The organism is Fluviicola sp., assembly GCF_029266855.1.
Taxonomy (GTDB): Bacteria; Bacteroidota; Bacteroidia; order Flavobacteriales_D; family Crocinitomicaceae; genus Fluviicola.
Map to the genome: position 1 here is coordinate 514,886 of NZ_JAQSWB010000001.1, position 17,534 is coordinate 532,419.

The window sequence follows — 17,534 nt, forward strand, 5'->3', positions numbered from 1 at the left end:
TACAACTGCATCTTTATCGAAATTTGTAGCTATGAAATCTGTTTTATCCCTTGCGTTGCTGCTCCTCTCGGCAAGTGCATTCAGCCAGCAAACAACCATTCGAATTATCGCAAAGGATAGAAGCAACGGGGATCCGGTTTCCAGGGTGTACATTCGTCAATACCAGGGTGATTCACTAGTTACAACTCAGTATACAACTCTAAAGGGAACAGCATACTTTCGTGTATCTACCAAAGAAGCAACTACCTTTGAACTGGAGCATATTGCGTTCAATCCTTTGGAGACTATTCCAACAAAAGTATTTTCAGGGAAACCTTCCGATACGCTGACAATCCAGGTGCGAATGCATTACAGCAAGGAACATCTGATCGAAGAGGTTGTCATTAAACCAGCCGGAGTTCCCGATACGATTTTTGAATCTTCACGAGTGTCTGTAACGGATTTTGAGTTTTTACCCGGTAATAATTTACTCTTATTAACCTATCCGAAGAACTTAAAAAAAGGAACGGAACTCATTTTGTATGATGGCTATAACCTGTTGGGCGAGATTCCTCTTCCTGAAAAGGGACAGGAATTAATTCGCGATTACAGGGGGAATCCACATGTGTTGACGGATAAAAACGTTTACGGGATCACGGAAAGAAACCGTCAAATTCAAATTGCTCAAATTGAGAAGCAGTATTACATGACGTATATTGCCCCGATTGTCGATACTTCATTCACAAAGTACTATTTTTCCAACTTCAACCCGAACTATCCTGCTTTTGATTATTTCACATTCGACATTATCGATTCTACTTATCGGAAAATAGCCCAGGTCCAGGATGATCTGATGATGGAGTTATACCGCTCGGAATTTAAATGGGTGGATGTAAGAACGAAATTATGGGCAAAAGAAAAAGAAAATGAAACCGGAGTGGATAAAGAAATTTGGGTAGGGATGTATTATTTCACCAATTCCATTTATTACAAAGAATTGTATGCGCCGATTTTTGAGCGGAATGATTCGATCTTTCTATTTGATCACTACAAGAACCTGCTTTTTAAATATTCTTACCAAGGAGATCTTATTGACAGTATTCCGATCTATTATCACTTGCAGCCAAAAGAAAACGGTTGGAAAAAGCATTTGATCCAGGATTATGAGACAGGAGAGATCTTTATTCATTACGAAAATGCAGGTAAAGCACAATTGCGTCACTTCAATACAACTACAGGGAAATTAGGTCTTCCAATAGAATTGCATTTTAAATATCCTGAAAATATCCAGATCAAGGGAAACAGTGTTTATTATATCTATCGTCCTTTTGAGTCAACTCAGAAAAAATACCTGTACCGAGAAAGATTACCTTTTGAATTTAGGATGCAGAAGATGAATAAAGGTACACTTGTGGAGTTGGCAAAGCCTTAAAAGCGTAAATGGAGTTAAGACGGGCGTCCTAACTCCATTCACTAATCAACCTAACCTAACCACCTAAATCATAACAAATATACAATAAGTAAATTAAATTGCAACGGCTTGGATTAAAAAAAACTGATTAAAAATTGCTAAAAAAGTCAACTGACTGATTTACAATGGTATAATTTTTATGAAAATGCAGTTAAATGATCAATCTTCGTCCGATTGGTCCTTCGCAGAATAAGAGGTCAAGAATGGAAATTTGTGAATTGAAGTGTTTTTGATTGAATAAAACCTGTTGGTATTCTCCTTTCATTTCCAAACTTTCATAATCCAAATCCCGATGATCTTCAGGGTAGAAAACTTCATATTTCTCCGTTAAAGAAAAATCCACAGGCAACTGATAGACATCTAAAATAAACCGGGTGATTTCCAGGTCAAAGTCTACAAGAAACCGTTTTTTTTTAAACAGGAGTTGTTCAATATCCTGGGCATAATGCTCGAAATAGGGTGCAGAGGCATAAGCAGTTTTCAAAGTCCTCCAATGTATCAAAGGCCAGTTTTGCTTGTATGAAACCAGCACGTCTTTAGTAGCAGTCTTTGAACCGGAAGGTTTTTCCAGGGGCATGGTAAGAACTTGTGGTCCCTGCGAACCTAAGATCACCATCCTGTTCCGAAACGTTTGTTTCGGAAGATGGTCTGCATTTTCAAAAAGAACCTGTCCAAAGCTCGCCAGGTCCTGGAAGTAGCGAACGCTCCCAAAATAAGCAAGAGGAAAAACAGGAAGCATGAATTACTGGATCTTAGAGAATACGCGATCCCAGCGAATACCGGTAAATGCGCTTTTCGAGAACCAGACAATGGAAGCTTTCCCTACAACATGATCCTCCGGAACACAACCCCAAACTCTTGAATCTGCAGAGTTATAACGGTTATCTCCCATCAGCCAGTAGTAATTCATTGCAAACTTATAGGTGCTTGCTTTCTTGCCGTCGATGTAAATACCGTCTTTCTTTTCCTGGAGTTTATGTCCTTCGTATGCTGTAATGATTCTTCTATACCAAGCAATGTTCTCCTTCGTCAGTTTTACAACAGCACCTTTTTTAGGGATGCGGAATTTAGAGAAATCACTTACCGTATTGTTGATGTAGAAATCTTTAGGGAAATTATCCAGATTACGGATCAATTCAGCGTTTGTAGGCTTGTGTGATTTGTCATCAGAGTATTGAGGAGTCAAATACAAATCAAAAGAAGATCTTGGCGACATTTTTTTTAAGGCTGCCAATTTTGAATCTGTTAAATAAACAATTTCAATTCCATTAGTACCGCTCACATAATCTCCTTCGTTTTGAGATAAACCAAGTGAGGCTAAATAACGTTCGGCCAATGGTTCGCCCGAGATTGTATAAGCTAAATTTTGATTCGGAGCTCTGTAAGCTCTTTTTCCGTTGACGTAAAGAATTGATTTAACAACTTCAATTTCATCTCCCGGCAAAGCAACACAGCGTTTGATGTAATTTTCTCGTTTGTCAACCGGACGGTAAATAACACCATAATGTTTAATATAATCCAAGCCTAACTCAGGCATTCCTCCGCGGGAATAAGTAACACCGCTTGCAATGGCAACACGGGCTTTATTTCTCCACATTTCAACATGATCAATAAATTCCCCGCCAAGACTATCCAAAACCAAATCATCCAAATTAGTATTCGTTGAGACCGATTTTTGTTGAAGGATCTGAATTGCTTCAGGATGATTCTGCTGTAGGCTTTGGAACCAATAATAAAGAGCCTCATTATTAATTACCTGGTGATAATCATGTCCCATCAATCCGTTGGGAACACGTGGGTCATAAATAGCAGTATCTCCGGACGGATAGTTAAATACCATCACATCATTTCTGTTCACTTTTCCAAAACCCGGTAATCGGTAATAATTGGAAGTTTCAATCCCTAAATAAGATTTCACGTTGATCCATGGAATGGTGTTGTGAACCAAGGGAAAGGATAGGGGAGTAACCGGTACTTTTGGTCCGTAAGCCAATTTGTTCACGAACAGGAAATCTCCTACCAATAAGGTTTTCTCCATGGATCCCGTTGGAATCTGGAAGGGTTCGAATACGTATGTACGGATAATACTTGCAGCGACTAATGCAAAGATGATCGAATCTCCCCATTCTTTGATCGCTGATTTCTTTCCTATTCTTTTTGAACGGAAGGATAAGACATAAGCGACTACATGTCCGAAAATGGGTAGGGCCAAAAATAAGGCAACGTGATCACTGTTTGTTCTTTTGGCAACTTCTACCGGGCTCGCCCAGTTTGTCGGGGCCAAAACCGGTAATGTTGTCTCGTTTGCATTGGCAATTTTCCACAGGATCAGGTACGGAAAGAAAATTCCCTGGAGTGTGTCTGCGACTGAAAAGAATCCGAATCTCCTGATGTAAGATACATTCGCTACCATCCACATAATAATGTGAATCCCGGGAATAAACATCAATAAAGACCACCAGGGTTTCCCTGATCCGAATTTGAACACAACATAGTAATTGTAAACCGGGATAAATGCCTGCCAGGATTTTGCACCGATTCGATCAAAGGTTTTCCACCAAAGAGAAATGATCGGGTGAATAAGAAGCAGGAATAGAAAATAATAAAGTACGTTCATAAGGCTAATTAAAATGCTAGGACATCACGCATGGTGTAAACTCCCTTTTTACCGAAAAGAAATTCTGCAGCAATGACGGAACCTAAAGCAAATCCATCTCTGGAATGTGCTTCGTGGCTCAAGGTTAAAGTGTCTATTTTTGAAATATAAGAAATCGTGTGTGTGCCCGGTACATCTGGCTCTCTCAATGCCTGGATCGGGAGCTCGTCGGAATTAACTTCCGGCCACGAACCTGTTTCTGCTTTCCAGGAATGATAATTTTTATTGTTTTGAATAATTCCCTGCGCCAATGAAACAGCTGTTCCGCTTGGAGCATCGAGTTTCTGAATGTGGTGAATTTCTTCAATTTGCGCCTTGTATTCCGGATGTGGGAACATTAACGCGGCTAGCTTTTCATTGATGTTGAAAAGAATATTCACGCCGACACTGAAGTTGGAAGCGTGTAACAGCGATCCGACTTTTTCAGTTGTAAGCGTTGCAACATATGCCAGTTGATCCTGCCATCCTGTGGTTCCGACTACAAGCGGTACTCTTTGTTCCAAACAGGTCTCAATATGTTTGATCACCAATCCTGGCTGAGTGAATTCGATCGCTACATCTGCAAGGTTTAAATCGACCTGATCAATGGTGGTTTTGGAATCAATCTTGTAAACAATAGAATGTCCGCGTTCTAAAGCAATTCGCTCGATCGCTTTTCCCATTTTTCCGTATCCGATTAATCCAATTTTCATGTAGCGCAAAAATACTGTTTTCAGCTTCCGAATTTAACTTTTAACGAAATTTAAATTGAAACGAAACTCCGTAGGATGAGTAGTTATATAAGGTAGGTTGAATGGAAAGTGATAAATCCTCACTGATGTCGAAATTCACAAAGTGTCCTTCAACACCTGCATCGACAACGTTAAGTAAATAAACCAGCCCGATCCCTAATATTGCAAAGTCACGGCGGTTCCTGCGTGTGACATATAAAGTCAGTAAACTCTGGTCGTCGTATTCGGAAAAATTAATAGGTGGATTTCCTAGTGCGCGTGATTCATATTCGGCGCGATACTCATTTTTCAAAGTGTTGTTCTTTATCGCGAAATAACTTGTAACGCCAAGCCCGGCATAAATCAGGGGAACTTTCCAGAATGCTTTCTTTTTGCCTTTCGGCATAGCGATATGGTTGTAGATCTGCCCGGCACCCGGAACAATTGCAGAAAAGAGACATGCTTTTTTCCACGAATGTCCTTTAACAGTGTCGGAAACAACAGCAAGAGAATCCTGGGCATTTACTGAAAGTGAAAACCAAACTAAAATGAAAACGCCAAGGATCTTGTGCATTATTTTGTTTTGTTCAGTAATTCGATGATTCGGTTTAAATCTACTTCAGATGAAAAATTTATCAGGATTTTACCACTTCCGGAATGCGTCTTCTTAATTTCTACTTTCGAAGAGATGCGATCACTCAAATGATTTTTGAAAACCTCTTGAATAGACGATAACTCGGGAGTAGAAACTGTTTTGGGTGCATTCGGAGTTTCCTCACTGGTGCGGGATGCGTTTGTGCGGATCAATTCTTCGATCTCTCGAACGGAAAGCTGGAAATCAATAATTTGACGGTATAGATCCAATTGACGGTTCTCGTCTCCTGCGGAAACAAGAGCCCGTGCATGCCCCATCGAAATAAGATTGTCTCGGACGCCAAGCTGGATCTCAGCAGGAAGTTTCAATAAACGCAAATGATTCGTAATACTGGTTCTTCCTTTTGATATTTTTTGTGATAATTGGTCCTGAGTCAAACCGATTTCGTCTATTAAACGCTGGTAGGAGAGGGCAACCTCAATCGCATTTAAGTCTTCGCGTTGAATGTTTTCAACCAAAGCCATCTCAAGCATTGCCTGGTCATTAGCTACGCGGATATATGCAGGAACTTCTTCCAAACCGGCTAACTGCGAAGCTCTGAAACGTCTTTCTCCTGAAATCAACTGGTATTTGTCTTTACCCAGTTTACGTACTGTCAGCGGCTGAATGATTCCATGAATTGCAATGGATTCTTTCAATTCATTTAGCGCATCTTTCTCAAAATTCGTACGCGGGTTGAACGGGTTGGCTTCGATTGAACCGATCGGGATCAAAGCCACACCACCTGTACTGGCAGTCGGAGTTGCTGTTGCTGTCATTTCGGTTGAAGAACTTTCCAATAAAGCTCCCAATCCTTTTCCTAAAGCTGAACGTTTTTTCGGATTAGATGTCATTTCCTACTTGAAATTGTTTGTCGTTATTACCGATTTTTGTCAAATCGTTTCGTTGAAGAATTTCACGTGCGAAATTCAAATAATTGATAGCACCTTTACTGGTAGCTTCGTGCATTACGATCGTTTCCCCGAAACTCGGAGCTTCTCCCAATTTGGTATTTCTATGGATTACGGTATCAAAGACCAGGTCCTGGAAATGGGTTTTAACTTCTTCAACCACTTGATTTGCAAGGCGAAGTCGGGTGTCGTACATAGTCAACACGATTCCTTCGATCTCCAATTCCGGGTTTAGTCTTCCCTGAACGATTTTGATCGTATTCAGCAATTTTCCCAAACCTTCCAGTGCGAAATATTCACATTGAACGGGAACCATTACCGAATCAGCAGCTGTAAGTGCATTTACGGTGATCAAACCAAGAGATGGTGAACAATCGATAATAATAAAATCATATTGATCTTTGATCTTATCCAATGCCTGCTTCAACATGTGCTCTCTGTTGGGCATATTGATCATTTCCAGTTCTGCACCAACCAAATCAATATGAGATGGAATAATGTCCAGGTTTGGATTGCTTGTCGGGATAATTAATTCCGACGGATGCACATCATTGATTAAACAATCGTAAATATTACGGGAGTTTTTCGGATCCAGACCGACACCAGACGTAGCATTTGCCTGTGGATCAGCATCGACCAGTAATGTCTTGTACTCCAAAACACCAAAACATCCACCAAGATTAATTGCTGTAGTTGTCTTGCCAACACCACCTTTTTGATTCGCTATTGCGATTATTTTACCCATAAGAGCACTGTAAATTTGTGGATAAAGATAAGTTATTGAAATGACCTAAACGGCATTTATTTCTGCTATTTTTTCAACGAATAAGATGTTGAAAGATTGTTTGGAAGTTTCTTATAAATCCTCAAAGTGAACATCGCCGACATAAGATGAATTTGAATCTTCTCTTATATTCAGTTCATTGGCTTTGTTCATCACTTCCAGTAAAGTTTCCGAAAATTTCTCGAAATCTTCTTTGTAAAGAAATACTTTGTGTTTTTGAAAGACTTCTTTTCCGTTTACATTTACTTTCTTGCTTTCAGTAAGCGTAATGTAATGATCCTGGCCTTTTGTGGCTTTAATATCAAAGAAATAGGTACGTTTTCCGGCCTTAACAATTTTAGTAAAGACCTCTCGTTGAGAATCGTAATCGAGTTCGTTTTGCATAGTTTAATTAGAGTTGCAGCAAAACAAATATTCATTATTATTTATTGAAATACAATATTTTGATCGAGAAATTTACTTCCGGGGTTTTCTCTTTCTTCCGGAATTGAGGGTGGAAGGAGGCTCTTCGTCTTTTTTGTGTTTCTTCCGGGCTTCATATTTTTCAAGCGCAGTCATGTCTTTCTTGTCCTTTTTAACGGGTTTTTTACCTTCTTCCGTAGTATTTGTAGCATCGGAATCGGGGAGTACCGCCACGTGAACATCATTCGATGATCCTTTTCCTTCGCCTGTAGGATCTATCCATTTCCCCGGGGTAGAAGTGGTACTGACTTCTCCGCTTTTGTCATCGACTTGTGCAACTGAAACTGTGACATCTTTTTTGTTAACGCCAACCACATCTTCTTTCAACACCCAGCGATTATTATCCAGGACATATGCATCGTAGGACATGTCGGGTACGTAAAACTCATAAAAACCAACCATTGTTGGAGTTTCAGGCATTAAGTGGTCGAAAATGATCCGCTTGTATTCAGATTCATAACGCAGCGACATAACAGAACGTTCCGAATGCTCGAAAAACAAGCGCTTCGCCGTCGTATTTCCTGATTTAAATAAAGGATATCCAAGTTTCAGACTGTTCCCGGTAAAATAAAGCACATCGATCAGTTTGGTGTTGCTCATCCGGGTTCCGCCATCCCAACCTAAAACAGTATAATAGGTTTTATTCGCTTTTTCAACCGGGATGATCTGGTAATACAAGGCGCCGTACCACATGTCTGCTTCCAGTGTTTCTTCAGGTTTGGCGGTCAGCATAAACGATTTGTCGATCAGTTCGATTACTTTGTGCTTTGTGTCTTTTAATGAGTTTCTGTGAATAACGTAAGCGAAATACTTTTGACTTCCGTCTTCCTGTTCTACATTCCAGTTAACGATGCGGACCAGTTTATCCGGACTGTCAATAATTCCAAGGGTTCTCAGTTTCGTAAATGCTAAATCGAAAGCGCTCGGCTCGTGAAGTGTTTGGTCGATCAGTGTCTTGAATTGTTTATTCCAGAATTCTTTGCGCTCATTGTTTCGGGAGGAACGGACAGAGTCTAGTAAAACAGATAGTTCCTGTTCTCTTGAATAAACGTCAAACTGTCCCCAGGATGGGAGACTCGTAAGAAGTATAATTAATAAACCGAATGAAACCTTCATAACACTAAAACGCTAAAAAAGCAACTATGTTACATTTTAAGGATGAACTTGCTGTTACAAGTGCATAAAATCCTTCTTCGCAAGCAATTCATCTTCGCTTTCACGGTAATCCGGGTCGTCTACACAACAGTCAACCGGACAAACAGCGGCACATTGAGGTTCATCATGAAAGCCTACACATTCCGTACATTTATCTGCTACGATGTAGTAAACGTCCATATCTTTCGGCTCAAAATTCTCATCTGCCTGAACCTCTTCACCATTCAATGTTGTAATCAATCCTTTTAATGACGTGCCATCCGCATACGTCCATTCAGCGCCACCTTCATAGATTGCGTTGTTGGGACATTCCGGTTCGCATGCACCGCAATTGATGCATTCGTCTGTAATCATGATTGCCATAAGAGACTTTTTTTGTGCAAATATACGGAGGTCTCAGATTTAAATGCTGAAATATTTTAAAAAATAATGGATTTCGCCCAGGAGGAATTAATTTTGCAGGGTGGAAAAAAAAACAATCATAGAAGTTTTTGGTCAACTTAGAAAAGCATTAAGTGCATTTACACTCAATGAACAATGGCCCGGTTACGAATGCGGATTAACGGAAGAAGAGTTTTTAAACTTCCGGAAAGTAATCAACAAGGAGTTTCAGTTGAATCCCTGGTTTACAAAAGAAAATTGTTTTAAAGCTTTAAACGGGATCATTCATTTGACTGAACAAGAATCCCTTGTGGAATTTTCGAATAACTATCAATATACGCAAAAACCTAAAACCATTGCATTGATCATGGCGGGAAATCTTCCGTTCGTGGGCTTCCATGATTTGCTCTGCGTTTTGATTACCGGCAACAAAGCTTTGTGCAAATTAAGCAGTTCCGATAGCCGGATTCCGGTAAAACTGATCGAATGGATGTTTGAATGGAATCCCGAATTGAAAGACTACATCCAAATTTCCCTGGGTCCGATCAAAAACTACGATGCCGTAATTGCTACCGGAAGTAATAATTCTATTGCTCAGTTCGAAACTTATTTCAGTCATGTTCCTCATTTGTTTAGAAAGAGCCGGACTTCGATCGCTTTATTGGATGGTTCTGAAACAGACTTGGAATTAAGTAAACTGGGAGCCGACTGCTTTGATTTTTTTGGAATGGGTTGCCGGAACGTTTCCAAACTCTATTTACCTGCCGGATTTAATTTAAACCGCATTTTTGAAAACTTCCTGGATCAGGCGCATCTTATCCAACATCACAAATACGGGAATAATTACGATTACAATCGCACGGTTTTCCTGATGAACCAAATACCGTTTTTGGATAACAATGTATTCATGCTGAGAGAAGACGAAGGAATTCACGCTCCCTTATCTGTGATCTATTATGAATATTATGAAGATAAAGCGGTGCTCCTGGAAAAAATAGAGGGAATGCGTGAAGATCTTCAGGCTATTGTTGGTCATGGTTTCATTCCTTTCGGAAAGGTTCAGGCGCCGGATATCAGCGATTTTGCCGACGGTGTAGATACCTGTAAATGGTTGAATTCACTGGATTAATACATATATGAACCACTGTCTGCACGGGTGGTTGCTTTGTGAATAAAGCTTTGTTTTCTCTCATTCACTACGGAGTGAAAAGCAGAGAAACATAGAAGCTCATAGAAATTTTAATTGCTTTATCGGAGGCGTCAGTGTTTAGTCGTTAAATATATCTAGTCAAAGTTAAATATATATACAAACGTCGCTATATCTATGCTTTATTTATGCTTCAATCATGGTTCATTCATGCTTGAAAGATGGAGTATCTATGCTATAATTAGGTTATGTCCCTCGGCTTTTCCGTCTTGACCAAAGCAGATCATACAAATGATCACTTCGGATCGAGTGGACGGAGCCTTACTTCATACTTGCTTTAAAGCTGGATTATTCATTTCGGTATTCGTCACTTAATGCTTTTACTATTTGAGTACAATTCCTTTAGATTAGAACATTGGTTTCGTGCGATTTAAACAGTTATCAACAATTGAATCAAGAGTTTTCAACAATTTTTGTAACCAAGTTCTTACATTTGCGTATTCTAGACAGAATTCAATGCCTTTTAAGATGATGAAAAGCTTAGCAATTGTAGGATTTGGGATTTCGTTCTGCTCTTTCGCAGGGGAAGTTCCGGCAAAAATGACCCAGGCAGACTACGTAACAATGTGGTCGAATGTGGCAGTTGAACACATGCTTACTTATAGAATTCCGGCAAGTATTACACTTGCACAGGGATTACTTGAAAGTGGAAATGGAAATTCGCCGCTTGCAGTAGAAGCAAACAATCATTTCGGGATCAAGTGCAGTGACTGGACGGGTGAAAAGATCTACTTTGATGACGATGCAAAAGGGGAGTGTTTCAGAAAATATCCCACTGCAACTGAATCTTACAATGATCACAGTTTATTCCTTACGAAAAAGCCGCGCTACGCAGGTTTATTCCAATTCCCCGTTGATGATTATAAATCCTGGGCAAAAGGTTTGAAAAAAGCGGGTTATGCAACACATCCGGAATACGCGGAAAAATTAATTGATTTGATTGAGCGACTGAAGCTCTATGAATACGATGATAAAACTGCTCCTGACAGTAAAGGAACAGAATTGCTGGCTAATAATGCAAAGGAAAGTACTAAGACAAAAGAGGCGAATACCAATAAACCGGTATCATCTATGAAAATCGATGAGTCTTGTTTGAAGTATCAAAATCACATCGCGAAAGAAAATAAGAACGAAGTAAAATACATCATTGCCCGAAAAGGAGATACTTATTATAAGATTGCACAGGAATTTGACCTTGGAATGTGGCAGATGTACAAGTACAATAATTTTGCAGACAAAAAAGACATGCTTGAGGCCGGTGACATTGTTTACATTGAGCCTAAACGAAGTAGAGCACGGAATAAAGGAGCTGTTTTTGTTGCAAACAAGGATATTACATTGATCGAAATTTCCCAGGCAGAAGGAATTAAATTGAAAAGTCTGGTAAAAATGAATGGATTTACATCCGAAAAAGTAACTGTCCAAAAAGGGCAGAAGGTTCTTCTTCGTTAGTTTTATTGCGTTGAAGTTTATTGTTGTTGTTTGTGAAAGGTTGTGTAATGCAACCTTTTTTTATTCCCCCTGCTTACTTAGGATTTCAACAGATAAATACGGATTAATCATTGGTTCACTGCATATAAGGACTCAAATTGTTTTAAAAAATCTGCTGGGATTAAAAGATATTGTTAAATTTGAGAAACTCCTGTGTTATGAAACCTTCAAACGAACTGTATAAACTAATCAAGTCGTTGACGAAATCTGAAAAGCGTTTTTTTAAGCTTTCATCCGCATTGCAATCCGGTGAGAAAAACTACCTGAAGATTTTTGATTTTATTGAAAAGCAAGGTGCTTACAGGGAAGAAGATCTGAAGGAATACTTTCAAAATGAGACTTTTGTAAAACACTTACCTTCTGAAAAGAATCATTTATACCGTTTGATATTAAAAAGTCTTCGTGTTTATTATTCTGAGCAATCTGCTTCGAGTATTTTAAAACAGGAATTGAAAAATGTAGAGATTCTTTACAATAAGGCACTTTACAAAGAGTGTGAGAAGTTTGTCCAGAGAGCAAAAAGCCTTGCTGTTGAGCATGAAGAGTTTTATTATTGGTACGAACTGATCTCCTGGGAGAAAAAGCTGCTCGAGGCCGCTTACGAGGATGGTGAGTTTTCAAGAAACCTGGATGACATTATCGAAGAAGAAGAGTCGGTTATTTCAAAGCTCAGGAATCTTGCCGAATACCAGGTAATCTATTCCAAAATCAATTTAATCTTCCGTTCGGGAGGTTTTACGAGAAATGAAGAAGAACGCAAAATTGTTGATGATATATCTGATTATCATTTGATCAAAGGAAAGAATACTGCTCTTTCTACCAGGGCATCATCCATGTGTTATTACATAAAAGGATTGTGTGCCGCTACAAACAGGAATTATGAAGACAGTTTCCAGTTTTTCAACCGTACAAAAGATATCCTGGATAACAATCCGCTGATCAAAGAAGATTTGGGACAGCGTTACATCCTGACACTTTCGCATCTTTTAAGATGTTATATTGACAACAAACAGTTTAAAGAAGCTGCCAATGTGATCCACGAAATCCGTTCACTTGAAGGAGGGAAGGGATTCAATTCGATGGACTTGTCGTTACGTATTTTCACGATTTCGTACAATGGGGAGTTTGCATTGAACCATGCTACCGGAAACTTTGAGGCTTCTGCAAAATTGGCAGATGAAGTGCGGGGAAGACTTCGCGACCTGGATGACAAAGTTTCAAAAGAGCAAAACATTTTATTCAGTTACAATCAGGCGTACACGTATTTCGGGATCGGAGATTATAAAAAAGCCTTATCCACTTTGAATGAGGTACTGAATGACAATGAACAACGATTAAGACAGGATATTTATAGTTTTGCGCGAATTTTCAACCTGATCATTCACCTGGAGTTGGAAAATTATGATTTCCTTGAATATGTCATTAAATCCACTAATCGCTACTTAAGCAAGCATGACCGCGATTATGAAATAGAAAATGTGGTAATCAAGCATTTAAGAAAACTTGCAAAAAGCATGAATATCGCTCAGCGCAATGAGATTCTTTCTAAAATGAAGATAGAGGTTGCCGAACTGATGAAAGATCAGCAGGAACGTGTTATCCTCGATTATTTCCACCTTCCGGCATGGATCGATTCAAAACTGGATAAAATAGATTTCTCGAAATCAATTAAAGAATACAATCATTTATAGTCAAACTTATATTGCATTCCGACATTGAATGTGGTATTGGTGATGTCCAGTTCTGTTCTGCTTTCATAGAATGCTTTGTAAACAGTGCTTTGCATCAAGTAACGGACAGACAGGTCGATATATACGCGATTGATCCGAAATCCCAAGCCGCCACTGATTGTTTGACTATAGCTTTTCCCGTAACTTCTTGCCAGAGTATCTCCCTTCGGATAATAACCGTAACCACCACGAACGAAAAAGGTGTTGTTGATCGCCCATTCACCACCAACCCGGACATTTAGAGCATCAAGTAATTGGTCTTTAACCACTTTGTTTTCAGCTGCATAGTCATAATCGACATATGCCTCATCATTGGTTGTTTTCAATCTTCCCCAACCATAATTCAGGTATTCCAAATCCACATTAATACAACCGTTGTCTCCAAATACAAGTCCCAGGGATCCGACAAACTTTGTGGGGGTCCAGATTCTGTATTTGTACTTGTCAGCCGGTATAAAGCTAGGGTCCACAGTTCTCATACCGTCATTATGAAGTGCCTGCATGTTTGCTGTGGATTCATCTGTAATCTGGTAAAAAGTAGGTGTGTGAAGCGCAATTCCCAAACGAAGAAAATCAGTTGGTAAAAAGATAGCTCCCAACTTAAGATTTGTACCTCCGCCTTTTGTGCTGTAATCATATTGATAGATAAAAGATCTGAGGGAAACCCCGGTAGTGTCGGTAAGTGTCTCTTTGTGAACCAGGGATTCGGAGAAATTGATTGTATTGTATGAAATAGAAGCACCAAAATAAATTTTATCTATATAATTCGCGCTAATCGCAAAGTAAAACTCATTAATTCCACCTTTGTTCAGAACAGTGCGATTATGAAGCATATCTCCGGAATTCAGTCTCGGGTAATAGTTATTGTTTGCATCCGGGTCAATTGCATACGTTTGGTAGGCAAGTGATGCGGTATATGGCTGATAATCATACAATGTGTTCGGATCGATTCCACTGGCACCCGAAGCAAAAACATCCAAGAGGGATTCGAATTGCTGACCGCTGTAATTAAATGAATTGTTGAAGTTTGCAATGCGATTCATTCCGAACGAGATCTGCGTATAGATCAATCCGGAATTCGAACTGGAAACATCACTGACAATCGTACCGGCCAAATTGGGGATTCTTACATTAAAAGCATCCATTGACGAGGTGTTCTCATTAAACCTGGAAGTGGTTTTCACACTTGTCCCGATTACACCAAAAGAAAAGGAACTTACCGAGGCACGACCAAATCCTGCCGGATTTATACCTATACAACCGCTTTCAGCACCAAGGGCCCCGAAAGAACCACCCATCGCATCAAACCTGGCAGAACCCTGTACATAAGTGTTCGATAGTCTGTATACATCTGTTTCATTTTGCCCGAACGCAAAAAAGGCTCCCGTAAAAACTGAAGCCAAAACGATTTTTGTTATCATTTATTTAATTTATCTTCTACCACCACTTCTTGATCCTCCTGAAGGTGAACTAACACTTCCGCCCGAGCTTCCCCCGCTTCTGATTGTAGGAGAGCTTGTTTTTGTATTGGAATTCGTGTTTGTATTGTTAATAGTCCTGTTGTTCGTACCGGAATTAATAGTTGATTCACCGTTTCTTTGGTATGAACCCGAACGTGGTGCAGATGCTGAAGTTCGCCCCGTACTAACAGGTCTTACAGATCCTCTGTTGTTCAAATTGGCATTTCTTCCACTGCCGGTTACAACAGGTGAGGAGTTAACCATTGTATTTCTTCCGGTTCCGGAATATCCCGGTGTATTTGGTTTTGCAATTAATTGGTTCGGATAGCTTACAATTCCATTGTTCGAGGAGCCCATTCTTCCTGCAGAAGTACCTGCATGCGAATTAGAAATATTGGAAGCGGTGTTTGGTTTGTTAGCCGGTGTGTGCCAGGAAGTATTTCCATACCATTGCCCGTAACCTCCTCCATAATAAGGATTTCCGTAATAACCGTATGGATTGTAGCCGTAGTTGTAATAACTGCCGAATCCTATTGAAGGATAAAGACTGTTTCCATAACCATATCCACTCGAATGATTATAACCGCCATATCCATAATAACCTAATCCACTCAGAGATGAATAAGGGGAGTAACCGTAAAAAAGGTACTGGGAATTATAGAAGTAATCGTTATACTGTCGTGGAGAAACATATGTGGTTCTTTCCGCAAGAGCTTCTGTTTGCTCCTTTTTAGCGACATAAGTGGCGTAATCGGTTACATCGTTTAAATCGGTTCCCGGAGGCATTATAGGTGTACGTGTATTGTAAACATCGTCCTGCATGAAATGCTCAGAAGTTCCACATCCGACAAGGGATGCAGCAACTGCAGCACAGACTCCGAAATTTATCACTTTGTACATAACAATAAAGATTAAATGGTTGATTAAAGATAGCTTATTTATTTCTAATTTTACGGTTTTATTCTTAAAATTTAACATACTCTAAAATGTCACAGAAGTACGCTACTCGCGCCGAAGATTATTCAAAGTGGTATAATGATTTAATTTCCAGAGCTGATCTTGCAGAACACTCGGATGTTAAAGGAATGATGGTGATAAAACCCTATGGTTATGCTATTTGGGAGAATATGCGCGATATCCTCGACGCAAAATTCAAAGAAACCGGTCATCAAAACGCGTACTTCCCCTTATTGATCCCGAAAAGCTATTTAAGCAAAGAGGCTTCCCATGTGGACGGTTTTGCAAAAGAATGTGCTGTTGTAACTCATTATCGTCTGAAAAACGATCCGAACGGAGGAGGGGTGATTGTTGATCCGGATGCGAAGCTGGAAGAAGAATTAATCGTTCGTCCGACTTCTGAAACCATCATCTGGAACTCTTACAAGAAATGGATTCAATCTTACCGTGATTTACCGATATTGATCAACCAATGGGCAAATGTGGTTCGCTGGGAAATGAAAACCCGCTTGTTTTTGCGTACATCCGAATTTTTATGGCAGGAAGGGCATACAGCTCATGCTACAAAAGAAGAGGCAATCCGGGAAACGGAACAAATGCTGGACGTTTACGCTGAATTTGCAGAAAAATACATGGCTATGCCGGTGATTAAAGGGCATAAAACTGAAAGTGAGCGTTTTGCCGGAGCAGACGATACGTATTGTATCGAAGCAATGATGCAGGACGGGAAAGCACTTCAGGCTGGAACTTCTCATTTCTTAGGTCAGAATTTTGCAAAGGCTTTCGAAGTGAAATACAGCGATGCACAAGGAAAACTGGAATACGTATGGGCTACATCCTGGGGTGTTTCAACTCGCCTGATGGGTGCTTTGATTATGACTCATTCGGATGATGAAGGGTTGGTTGTCCCACCTTTATTGGCGCCGATTCAAGTGGTTATTGTGCCGATTTACAGAACAGATGAAGAACTTCAACTGATCAATGATGCCGTGGATAAAATTTCTGCTGAGTTGAAAGGATTAAAAGTGAAAGTGAAATACGATTCTGACGATCAGAAGCGTCCGGGATGGAAGTTTGCCGAATACGAAGCAAAAGGAGTACCTGTTCGTATTGCAATCGGCCCAAGAGACCTTGCAAACGGGGTTGTGGAGATCGCTCGTCGCGATACGAAGGAGAAATATGCGATGAATATTGACAACATCGGTGCTTCGATTGTTGATTTGCTTTCAGAGATCCAGGATAACCTGCTTAAAAGAGCACAGCAATTCAGAGTTGAAAATATGCATGAGGTAGACACTTACGAAGAGTTTAAAACACAGCTTGAAAAGGTTGGTGGATTTTACCTGGCGCATTGGGACGGAACGAAAGAAACAGAAGCTAAGATCAAAGAAGAAACAAAAGCAACGATCCGCTGTATTCCGATCGATATTGCTTCAGAGCCTGGCAAATGCATGGTTACGGGAGCTCCATCGAAAGGACGTGTGGTATTTGCGAAAGCATATTAGTGAATTGAAGAGTATGAATGCAAAATTCAAAAGAGTAGAGT

The 17,534-nt window shown here is 39.9% G+C and carries 16 protein-coding genes; 5 read left to right on the forward strand and 11 right to left on the reverse strand.

Translation table 11 applies throughout. The features are described from left to right. Nucleotides 1–31: 31 nt before the first annotated feature. Nucleotides 32–1,411 carry a hypothetical protein gene (locus K0S23_RS02485; protein ID WP_300353768.1) on the forward strand — a complete coding sequence of 460 codons (1,380 nt, stop codon included), beginning with the start codon at nt 32–34 and terminating at the stop codon, nt 1,409–1,411. 190 nt (nt 1,412–1,601) lie between these two features. Here K0S23_RS02485 and K0S23_RS02490 read toward each other — a convergent pair whose 3' ends face one another. From K0S23_RS02490 to K0S23_RS02530, 9 genes are all read right to left on the reverse strand, one after another. Next, nucleotides 1,602–2,189, reverse strand: coding sequence for a WbqC family protein (locus tag K0S23_RS02490; protein WP_300353771.1), 588 nt, complete (start codon nt 2,187–2,189; stop codon nt 1,602–1,604). Nucleotides 2,190–2,192: 3 nt separating this feature from the next. Then, nucleotides 2,193–4,067 carry a S26 family signal peptidase gene (locus K0S23_RS02495; RefSeq protein ID WP_300353774.1) on the reverse strand — a complete coding sequence of 625 codons (1,875 nt, stop codon included), beginning with the start codon at nt 4,065–4,067 and terminating at the stop codon, nt 2,193–2,195. A gap of 8 nt (nt 4,068–4,075) precedes the next feature. Further along, entirely contained in the window at nt 4,076–4,798 is a 723-nt protein-coding gene (dapB, locus tag K0S23_RS02500) for a 4-hydroxy-tetrahydrodipicolinate reductase (RefSeq protein ID WP_300353777.1), read from the reverse strand. A 40-nt stretch (nt 4,799–4,838) separates the two neighbouring features. Next, nucleotides 4,839–5,390, reverse strand: a complete 552-nt coding sequence (locus K0S23_RS02505; protein ID WP_300353780.1) for a DUF5683 domain-containing protein — start codon at nt 5,388–5,390, stop codon at nt 4,839–4,841. After that, the gene (locus K0S23_RS02510) at nt 5,390–6,304 is read right to left on the reverse strand and encodes a ParB/RepB/Spo0J family partition protein (protein ID WP_300353783.1); all 915 of its coding nucleotides are present in this window, start codon (nt 6,302–6,304) and stop codon (nt 5,390–5,392) included. Before K0S23_RS02510 ends, K0S23_RS02505 begins: the two co-directional genes overlap by 1 nt. After that, the gene (locus K0S23_RS02515) at nt 6,294–7,106 is read right to left on the reverse strand and encodes an AAA family ATPase (protein WP_300353786.1); all 813 of its coding nucleotides are present in this window, start codon (nt 7,104–7,106) and stop codon (nt 6,294–6,296) included. The genes K0S23_RS02510 and K0S23_RS02515 overlap by 11 nt, the downstream gene beginning before the upstream one ends. Nucleotides 7,107–7,217: 111 nt before the next feature. Further along, complete coding sequence (locus K0S23_RS02520; protein ID WP_300353788.1) at nt 7,218–7,529, reverse strand: DUF3276 family protein; 312 nt, start codon at nt 7,527–7,529, stop codon at nt 7,218–7,220. 72 nt (nt 7,530–7,601) lie between these two features. After that, entirely contained in the window at nt 7,602–8,723 is a 1,122-nt protein-coding gene (locus K0S23_RS02525; protein WP_300353790.1) for a hypothetical protein, read from the reverse strand. Nucleotides 8,724–8,777: 54 nt separating this feature from the next. After that, nucleotides 8,778–9,125: a 4Fe-4S dicluster domain-containing protein gene (locus K0S23_RS02530; RefSeq protein ID WP_300353792.1), complete on the reverse strand. Its 348-nt coding sequence runs from the start codon at nt 9,123–9,125 to the stop codon at nt 8,778–8,780. Nucleotides 9,126–9,225: 100 nt separating this feature from the next. Here K0S23_RS02530 and K0S23_RS02535 point away from each other — a divergent pair, with 100 nt between their 5' ends. The 3 genes from K0S23_RS02535 to K0S23_RS02545 all read left to right on the forward strand — a co-directional run bounded on the left by K0S23_RS02535 (nt 9,226) and on the right by K0S23_RS02545 (nt 13,532). Next, nucleotides 9,226–10,272 (forward strand): acyl-CoA reductase, encoded by a 1,047-nt coding sequence (locus K0S23_RS02535; RefSeq protein WP_300353794.1) that lies wholly within the window; start codon nt 9,226–9,228, stop codon nt 10,270–10,272. A gap of 546 nt (nt 10,273–10,818) precedes the next feature. Then, a complete protein-coding gene (locus K0S23_RS02540) occupies nt 10,819–11,802 on the forward strand; it encodes a glucosaminidase domain-containing protein (RefSeq protein WP_300353797.1) in 984 nt (327 codons plus the stop codon). A gap of 197 nt (nt 11,803–11,999) precedes the next feature. Next, entirely contained in the window at nt 12,000–13,532 is a 1,533-nt protein-coding gene (locus K0S23_RS02545) for a hypothetical protein (protein ID WP_300353800.1), read from the forward strand. Here the strand turns inward: K0S23_RS02545 and K0S23_RS02550 are convergent. Together K0S23_RS02550 and K0S23_RS02555 are read right to left on the reverse strand one after the other, a co-directional pair. Beyond that, a complete protein-coding gene (locus K0S23_RS02550; RefSeq protein ID WP_300353802.1) occupies nt 13,523–14,992 on the reverse strand; it encodes a hypothetical protein in 1,470 nt (489 codons plus the stop codon). The genes K0S23_RS02545 and K0S23_RS02550 overlap by 10 nt on opposite strands. A 9-nt stretch (nt 14,993–15,001) precedes the next feature. Beyond that, entirely contained in the window at nt 15,002–15,931 is a 930-nt protein-coding gene (locus tag K0S23_RS02555; protein ID WP_300353805.1) for a hypothetical protein, read from the reverse strand. 86 nt (nt 15,932–16,017) lie between these two features. Here K0S23_RS02555 and proS point away from each other — a divergent pair, with 86 nt between their 5' ends. After that, a complete protein-coding gene (gene proS, locus K0S23_RS02560) occupies nt 16,018–17,493 on the forward strand; it encodes a proline--tRNA ligase (protein ID WP_300353808.1) in 1,476 nt (491 codons plus the stop codon). Nucleotides 17,494–17,534: the final 41 nt, after the last annotated feature.

Coding starts and splice junctions, on each gene's coding strand:
- K0S23_RS02485 (WP_300353768.1), top strand. CDS start 32: ATGAAATCTGTTTTATCCCTTGCGTTGCTGCTCCTCTCGGCAAGTGCA.
- K0S23_RS02490 (WP_300353771.1), bottom strand. CDS start 2,189: ATGCTTCCTGTTTTTCCTCTTGCTTATTTTGGGAGCGTTCGCTACTTC.
- K0S23_RS02495 (WP_300353774.1), bottom strand. CDS start 4,067: ATGAACGTACTTTATTATTTTCTATTCCTGCTTCTTATTCACCCGATC.
- dapB (WP_300353777.1), bottom strand. CDS start 4,798: ATGAAAATTGGATTAATCGGATACGGAAAAATGGGAAAAGCGATCGAG.
- K0S23_RS02505 (WP_300353780.1), bottom strand. CDS start 5,390: ATGCACAAGATCCTTGGCGTTTTCATTTTAGTTTGGTTTTCACTTTCA.
- K0S23_RS02510 (WP_300353783.1), bottom strand. CDS start 6,304: ATGACATCTAATCCGAAAAAACGTTCAGCTTTAGGAAAAGGATTGGGA.
- K0S23_RS02515 (WP_300353786.1), bottom strand. CDS start 7,106: ATGGGTAAAATAATCGCAATAGCGAATCAAAAAGGTGGTGTTGGCAAG.
- K0S23_RS02520 (WP_300353788.1), bottom strand. CDS start 7,529: ATGCAAAACGAACTCGATTACGATTCTCAACGAGAGGTCTTTACTAAA.
- K0S23_RS02525 (WP_300353790.1), bottom strand. CDS start 8,723: ATGAAGGTTTCATTCGGTTTATTAATTATACTTCTTACGAGTCTCCCA.
- K0S23_RS02530 (WP_300353792.1), bottom strand. CDS start 9,125: ATGGCAATCATGATTACAGACGAATGCATCAATTGCGGTGCATGCGAA.
- K0S23_RS02540 (WP_300353797.1), top strand. CDS start 10,819: ATGATGAAAAGCTTAGCAATTGTAGGATTTGGGATTTCGTTCTGCTCT.
- K0S23_RS02545 (WP_300353800.1), top strand. CDS start 12,000: ATGAAACCTTCAAACGAACTGTATAAACTAATCAAGTCGTTGACGAAA.
- K0S23_RS02550 (WP_300353802.1), bottom strand. CDS start 14,992: ATGATAACAAAAATCGTTTTGGCTTCAGTTTTTACGGGAGCCTTTTTT.
- K0S23_RS02555 (WP_300353805.1), bottom strand. CDS start 15,931: ATGTACAAAGTGATAAATTTCGGAGTCTGTGCTGCAGTTGCTGCATCC.
- proS (WP_300353808.1), top strand. CDS start 16,018: ATGTCACAGAAGTACGCTACTCGCGCCGAAGATTATTCAAAGTGGTAT.